General features: G+C 70.0%; 6 protein-coding genes. All 6 read left to right on the top strand.

Going from position 1 to position 6,886, the window contains the following annotated elements:
- Positions 1-1,307: MCE family protein (locus E1161_RS26825; protein WP_235875331.1), on the top strand; the 1,307-nt coding region annotated here is incomplete at its 5' end.
- Entirely contained in the window at positions 1,304-2,332 is a 1,029-nt protein-coding gene (locus E1161_RS26820) for an MCE family protein (protein ID WP_132627528.1), read from the top strand. The genes E1161_RS26825 and E1161_RS26820, both read left to right, overlap by 4 nt.
- On the top strand, positions 2,332-3,357 hold the full coding sequence (locus E1161_RS26815; RefSeq protein WP_408012182.1) for an MCE family protein: 1,026 nt from the start codon (positions 2,332-2,334) through the stop codon (positions 3,355-3,357). Before E1161_RS26820 ends, E1161_RS26815 begins: the two co-directional genes overlap by 1 nt.
- Positions 3,354-4,538, top strand: a complete 1,185-nt coding sequence (locus tag E1161_RS26810) for an MCE family protein (protein ID WP_132627526.1) — start codon at positions 3,354-3,356, stop codon at positions 4,536-4,538. The genes E1161_RS26815 and E1161_RS26810 overlap by 4 nt, the downstream gene beginning before the upstream one ends.
- A complete protein-coding gene (locus E1161_RS26805; RefSeq protein WP_132627525.1) occupies positions 4,538-5,662 on the top strand; it encodes an MCE family protein in 1,125 nt (374 codons plus the stop codon). The genes E1161_RS26810 and E1161_RS26805 overlap by 1 nt, the downstream gene beginning before the upstream one ends.
- Complete coding sequence (locus E1161_RS26800) at positions 5,659-6,765, top strand: MCE family protein (protein ID WP_132627524.1); 1,107 nt, start codon at positions 5,659-5,661, stop codon at positions 6,763-6,765. The genes E1161_RS26805 and E1161_RS26800 overlap by 4 nt, the downstream gene beginning before the upstream one ends.
- Positions 6,766-6,886 lie beyond the last annotated feature (121 nt).

The following is a 6,886-nucleotide window of genomic DNA, read 5'->3' as shown; positions in this document are numbered from 1 at the left end:
GGGCAGAGGCGGTGCGCCGCCGCGTGGTGGGGGCGGTGTTCATCTGCGTGATCGTGCTGTTCCTGGCCTCGACGGTCGCGGTGTACCAGAAGGCGTTCACACCGGTGGTCAACGTGCTGCTGCGCACCGACCGCGTCGGGAACCAGCTGCAACCGCCCTCGGACGTCAAGGTGCGCGGCCTGGTGGTCGGCGAGGTGCGGGAGGTGCGCGCGACCGCGTCCGGAGCCGAACTGGAGCTGGCGCTGCACCCGGACAAGACGCACCTCATCCCGGCCGAGGTCACCGCGCGACTGCTGCCCAAGACCCTCTTCGGCGAGCGCTACGTCAGCCTCGTGCCCCCGGCGGCGCCATCCCGCGGGTCGCTGCGCGACGACGACGTCATCGAGCAGGACCGCAGCGAGGCCTCGATCGAGCTGGAGAAGGTGCTCAGCGATCTGATGCCGGTGCTGCAGGCCGTCCGGCCGGACAAGCTCGCCACCACGCTCAACACCGTCTCGATGGCTCTGGACGGACGAGGTGAGCAGCTCGGCGAGACGCTGGTGGCCACGAACCGCTACCTGGAGCAGTTCAACCCAGCGCTGCCCGAGCTCAAGGGCAACATCCAAGCGCTCGCCGACGTCGCGCACCTCTACGCCGAGACCACACCGGAGCTGACGCAGGCGTTGCGCGACCTGGCGGTCAACCACCGGACCGTCGCCGACAACCGCGCGGGCCTCGACCGCCTCTACCGCACGGTGACGACCGGGGCCGCCGACCTCGACGGATTCCTGCGGGTCAACAAGGAGAACATCATCGGGCTCAACGCGGCCAGTCGTGATCACCTGCGGCTGCTGGCGCGGTACTCGCCCGAATACCCCTGCCTGTTCGACGATCTCGCCGATGCCGTGCCCCGCCTCGACCAGGTCGCGGGCAAGGGCACCGACACCCCGGGGGTGATCCGCCTGCGCTTGGAGATCAGCGACAGCGCCGACAAGTACCTGCCCGGACACGACGAACCCAGCTGGCAGGACCGGCGCGGCCCCCGCTGCTACGACCAGGTGCCGATGCCCGCCGACCTGCCCGGCGGCGGACCGCCGCGCGACGGCTCGACGCACCCGCCGCAACGCGAGCAGCGCACGCCACCGGCCTCGACCAGTCCGAGCTCGTTCACCGGGCCCGCGGGCTCGATGCAGCACTCGCCGGCCGAGCAGCGCCTCATCGCCGCCCTGCTGTCGCCGGCGACCAGGCTGCGCGCGGACGAGGTCCCGGCCTGGAGCACGTTGCTGGTCGGCCCGCTGTACCGGGGAGCGGAGGTGCAGGTGCGATGAGGTCGATCACGCCGTCGTTGACCAAGCTCGTCGCGTTCATCGTCGTCACGCTGCTGGCCACCGGGCTGCTCGGGGTCACCATCGCCAACACCAGTTTCGGCCCCACCACGGGGTATTCAGCCCGCTTCACCGACGTCACCGGGCTCAACGAGGGCGATGACGTGCGCATCGCAGGGGTCAAGGTCGGCCAGGTCCGCTCGATCGAGATCGCCGAGAAGCGGCAGGCGCACGTGGAGTTCACGCTCTTCGGCGACCGCGCGCTGCCCGCCTCGACCACCGCGTCGATCAAGTACCGCAACCTCATCGGACAGCGCTACCTCTCCGTCGAAAGGGGGGAGGGCTCCGGGGCGGTGCTGCCGGAGGACTCGACGATCCCGATCGAACGCACCCGGCCCGCGCTGAACCTCACGGTCCTGTTCAACGGTTTCAAGCCGCTGCTGCAGGCGCTCTCGCCCGAAGACGTCAACAAGCTCTCGCACGCGATCATCCAGACCCTGCAGGGCGAAGGCGGCACCGTGCAGAGCCTGCTGGCGCACATCGGCTCGTTGACCCAGACCCTGGCCTCCCGCGACCAGGTGATCGGCGACGTCATCACCAACCTCAACGACGTGCTCGGCACCGTCAACAGCCGCAACGCCGAGCTCGACGAGGTGCTGGTGCAGACCCAGCAGGTCGTCTCCGGCCTGGCAGCCGACCGGGAGCAGATCGGCTCGGCCGTCGAAGGGATCGGCCAGGTCAACGAGGCGACAGCCGGGTTGCTCGCCGAGGGCAGGCAGCCGCTGCGCGAAAGCATCGCGCACCTGGGCGTGCTCTCGCACCACCTCGACAACCACCGGCCGCTCGTCGAGCGGTTCGCCGCGGGCCTGCCCAACAAGCTCAACACCATCAACCGCACCGCCAGCTACGGGTCGTGGTTCAACTACTTCCTGTGCCGCAGCTCCGGCCAGGTGCGCATCTCCAACCTCGGCGTGGCCGTGCCGCTGCCCGCGACGTCCCCCGAGCAGATGCCTGAGAGGTGCCGATGATCGAGCGGCTCAAACGGCGCGACCCGGCAGCCGCCGGGGTGGTGGGCCTCGTGCTGATCACCGCGGTCTCGCTGCTGGCGTTCTACTTCGAGGACCTGCCGGTCGTCGGCGGCACCACCTACCGCGCGCAGTTCACCGAGGCGGCCGGGCTCAAACCCGACGACGAGGTCCGCATCGCCGGGGTCAAAGCCGGCGAGGTGACCTCGATGTCCCTGCGCGGCAAGCACGTCGAGGTCGCCTTCCGCGTCGACGACGCCTGGGTGGGCGACCGCACCACGGCCTCCATCGAGATCAAGACGCTGCTCGGCCAGAAGTACCTGTCGCTGGACCCGCAGGGCGATCGCGAACAGGACGCCTCCGCGACGATCCCCGCCGACCGCACGCGCTCGCCCTACGACGTCACCGAAGCCTTCCAGGACCTCGGCCGCACCTCCGGGGAGGTCGACACCGCCGCGCTGGCGCAGAGCTTCCAGACCATGGCCGACACCTTCCGCGGCACCCCGGCGCACGTGGGTGAGGCGCTGCGCGGTCTCTCGGCGTTCTCCCAGGTCATCTCCAGCCGGGACCAGCAGCTCGAGCAACTGCTGAGCAACACCCGGCAGGTCAGCCAGGTGCTCGGAGACCGCGACGAGGTCTTCGCCAAGCTGCTCGCCGACGGCAACCTGCTGATGGAGGAGATCCGCTTCCGGCGCGAGGCGATCAGCACGCTGCTGCGCAGCACCCGGCAGCTCTCCGAGCAGTTGCGCGGGCTCGTCGCCGACAACCACGCCCAGCTGCGGCCTGCGCTGATCACGCTCGAACGGGTCACCGAGGTGCTGCACCGGAACCAGGACAACCTCAACCGGGGTCTGCAGAACCTCGCGCCGTTCGCGCGGTACTTCAGCAACACCGTCGGCAACGGGCGCTGGTTCGACAGCTACGTCTGCGGCCAGGTCCCGCCGATGCTGCACGTGGGCCCGGTGACGTCCAACGAGGAAGGCTGCCGTCCGCCGATCGAGGGCGGCGCCGGGGGAGGTCCGCGATGAGCAAGCGCGCTGTGGCCATCGTCCTCGCTGCGGCGATGCTGATCACCGGCGGTGCCTGGTGGGCCGTGTCGCTCGCCGCGCGCACCTCCGTGACCGCCCACTTCGGCGCCACCGTCGGGCTGTTCCCCGGCTCGGACGTGCGGGTGCTGGGCATGCGGGTCGGTTCGGTGACCGAGGTCGTCCCGGAGGGAACCAAGGTGCGGGTCGAGATGCGCATCGACGACGGCACGCCGATCCCCGCCGACGCCAAGGCCGTCGCGGTCGCGCCGAGCCTGGTCAGCGACAGGTACGTGCAGTTCACGCCCGTCTACGAAGGGGGGCCGGAACTGGCCGACGGGGCCGTGATCCCGCGCGAGCGGACCGCGACGCCGCTGGAGCTCGACGAGATCAACCGCAACACCGACCGCACGATGCGGATGCTGGGCCCGGACGGGGCCAACAAGGAGGGCGCGCTGTCGGACTTCCTCGACGTGCAGGCCGCCAACCTGGGCGGGCACGGCGCGGAGCTCAACGACATGCTGCAGCGGTTGAGCCAGGCGACGAGCACCCTGTCGGGGTCCAAGGAGGACATGTTCGCCACCGTCGACAACCTGCAGCTGTTCAACCGCACGCTCGCCGACAGCGACCAGCAGGTGCGCCGGTTCAACACCCAGCTGTCCGACACCGCCGCGTTCCTGGCCGACGAACGCGGCGAACTCGGCGCGGCGCTGCGGGAACTCGGGCCCGCGCTGTCGGAGACCGCCGGGTTCATCCGCGACAACCGCGCCGTGCTGCGGACCAACGTGGACCACCTGCAGGCGGTGACGCAGGTGCTCGTCGACCAGCGCGCGGCGCTGGAGGAGGTCACCGACCTAGCACCGCTGGGGTTGTCGAACCTCGCCAACACCTACGAGGCCTCCACCGGGTCCACCCGCACCCGCGGCAACATCAACGAGCTGACGCACCCGCCGATCGTCATCGTCTGCAAGTTGCTGCGGCAGTCGCCCCCGGACCGCCCGGTGCCGCCCGTGCTCGCCGACGCCTGCAACCGGATCGAACCGATCGTGACCGGAGCGGTCCCGCTGCCGTCCCCGGCCGAGGCGATCACCTCGCTGGAGCACGGGCACGCACCTGACATCCCGCTCCCGCTGGTCGACGCCATGCGCGACACCGGCGCACCCCACCCGGGAGGTGGTCGCTGATGCGGATCGCGGTGGCGCTGCTGAGCTTCCTGCTGGTCGCCGGATGCGGCCAGCACGGGTTCACCGGCCTGTACAACGCGCCGCTCCCCGGCGGAGCCGACCTCGGCGACGACCCGTACCGCGTCACCGCGCAGCTCGCCGACGTGCTGGACCTGGTGCCGCAGGCCAGCGTGAAGGTCAACGACGTCGCCGTCGGCCGCGTCTCCGGCATCCGGCTCGCCCCGGACGGCTGGACCGCCGAGGTCACCCTGGAGATCAACCGGGACGTGCGGCTGCCGGCCAGCGCCATCGCCCAGCTGCGCCAGTCCAGCCTGCTCGGTGAGAAGTACGTCCAGCTCGACGGTTCCGCGACGAACGGCCAAGCGCTGCTGTCCGACGGCGACCGCATCCCGCTGTCGCGCACGAACCGGCACCCGCAGGTCGAGGAGGTGCTCGGGGCGCTGTCGATGCTGCTCAACGGTGGCGGCATCGGCCAGCTCCAGCAGATCAACCAGGAACTCGGTGCCGCCCTGTCCGGCAACGAAGCCGACATCCGCTCGCTGCACCGGAACCTGGAGGTCTTCACCCGGGAACTCGACGGCCAGCGCGACGAGATCACCCGCGCCATCGACGGGCTCAACCGGCTCGCCACCTCGCTCGTCGGGCAGAAGCACGACATCGCCTTCGCGCTGGACAACCTCGGCCCCGGGCTGAAGGTCATCAACGAGCAGCGAGGGCAGCTGGTCACCATGCTCCAGCAGATGGACCGGCTCTCGGAGGTCGCCGTGGAAACGACCGAGCGCAGCAAGCAGGACACCTTGGAGAACCTGCGGTCGCTCAGCCCGATCCTGCAGAAGCTGGCGGAAGCGGGCGAGGACATCCCCAAGTCGCTGGAAATCCTGGTCACCTTCCCGTTCACCGACTACACGGTGAACGCGGTCAAGGGCGACTACACCAACCTGGACCTGCAGCTGGACCTCGACCTGAGCACGATCGTGGACAACGTGCTGCAGGGACGCCCGCCGCCCACCGGAGGCATCGGGCCCGGCGAGCTCCCGCTCCCGCTGCCCGCGCCCGCAGCCGCCGTGCCGCCACCGCCGCGACCGGGCGGACCGTTCGACGCAGTGCTCGGAGGTGTCCGGTGATCTCGAAGCGGGTCAAGCTGCAGATCGGGGCGTTCGTGCTGATCGCCCTGGTCGGCATCACCTACGTCGGCGCCACCTACGCCGGACTGGACCGGTTGGTGTCCTCCCGCGGGTACACCACCATCGCCCGGTTCCGCGACTCCGGCGGCATCTTCACCAACGCCGAGGTCACCTACCGAGGACTGCCCATCGGGCGGGTCGGACCGCTGCGGCTGACCCCTTCGGGCATCGACGTGTCGCTGGAGATCGAGAACAGCGCACCGAAGATCCCGGCCGACACCGACGCCGTGGTCACCAACAGATCGGCGGTGGGGGAGCAGTACGTCGACCTCCGCCCCCGATCCGACGGTGGTCCGCACCTCGGGGAAGGCTCGGTGATCACCAGCGACCGCACCTCGATCCCGGTTCCGCCGGAAGACCTGCTGGCCAACCTGGACCGCACGGTGCGCAGCATCCCGATCGGCTCGCTGCAGACCGTGGTCACCGAACTGGACCTGGCGTTCACCGGCCTCAACGGTCCGCTCGGCACGCTGCTCGACACCTCGAACGCCTACACCCGGCACGCCACCGACCACCTGCCGCAGACGCTGGACCTGATCTCCAGCGGCAGGCAGGTGCTGGAAACGCAGCGGGAGCAGGGGGCCGAGATCGCTTCCTTCAGCCGGGACCTCCGCCTGTTCGCCGGGCAGCTGCGCGCTTCCGACCCCGACCTGCGCCGCGTCATCGACGCAGCACCGGACGCCGCCGAGCAGGTCAGCGGCCTGCTGCGGGAAACCGGACCACAACTTGGCGGGCTGTTGTCGAACCTGCTGACCACAGCCAACGTCTACCGCACCCGCCTCGACGGCGTGGAGCAGCTGCTGGTCACCTACCCGAGCCTCGCGCAGGGAACCAAGACCACCGTCCCAGGCGACGGAAGAGCCCGGTTCGGCCTGGTCCTGAACAGCTTCGACCCGTTCGTCTGCACCCAGGGCTACGAGAGCACCCACCAGCGGCCGGGCACCGACCTCGCCGACACGCCCGCCAACCTGCAAGCCCACTGCGCGGAACCCCCGGGCAGTCCCATCAACGTCCGGGGCTCCCAACACGAATCACCCCGCTAGGGGGTGTCCTCAAAGTGGGTGTGGGTGACCTGGTTTGATCTTGGTTGATGGTGCGTAGGCATGAGCTGACTGATGAGCAGTGGCAGGTCATCGAGCCGTTGTTACCGGCCTCGGGTGGCGG

The organism is Saccharopolyspora aridisoli, assembly GCF_004348445.1.
Classification (GTDB): domain Bacteria; phylum Actinomycetota; class Actinomycetes; order Mycobacteriales; family Pseudonocardiaceae; genus Saccharopolyspora; species Saccharopolyspora aridisoli.
This window is presented reverse-complemented; position numbering and strand designations above follow the sequence as displayed.